The sequence below is a fragment of the Bartonella vinsonii subsp. berkhoffii ATCC 51672 genome, assembly GCF_902825225.1.
Classification (GTDB): domain Bacteria; phylum Pseudomonadota; class Alphaproteobacteria; order Rhizobiales; family Rhizobiaceae; genus Bartonella; species Bartonella berkhoffii.
Map to the genome: position 1 here is coordinate 1 of NZ_CADEAK010000319.1, position 391 is coordinate 391.

Annotated in this window: 1 protein-coding gene; it reads right to left on the minus strand. The window is 39.4% G+C overall.

Annotation, left to right across the window (positions count from 1 at the left end; translation table 11 throughout):
- Positions 1 to 123, minus strand: a 123-nt coding sequence (locus J7R10_RS10260; RefSeq protein WP_208436540.1) for a helix-turn-helix domain-containing protein, incomplete at its 3' end; no start/stop codon positions are given.
- Between the last annotated feature and the right edge of the window lie 268 nt (positions 124 to 391).

The window sequence follows — 391 nt, forward strand, 5'->3', positions numbered from 1 at the left end:
CCAAATGTTTTTGACACTGGATGACGGTATTTGATAAGCTTTCGCGAGCTCCGCCAAGGTCATATTACGGCGGCGTAGCTCGGCTAAAATACTATGGCAATCCCATGTTTGTGTGAGAGTCATAACTTTCGCTCCTGCTTCAAACGGATGCTGCAACCATCCGTCTTTTGTGGAGTTCTTTGTGTAATAACTGTCTTTTTTAACAGACGGTAATATGAGGTATATCTACAAATGGGATATTAGTCAACCCCATTTGTAAACATTTGAAATATGAAACGACAAAAAAATGAGCCCAAAACCGCATTAGCAAAACGACTCACAGAAGTTAGAAAGCTTGTAAGCTTATCTCGTGATATATTTTCTCTTAAAATTGGTATCAGTATTCAGGGAC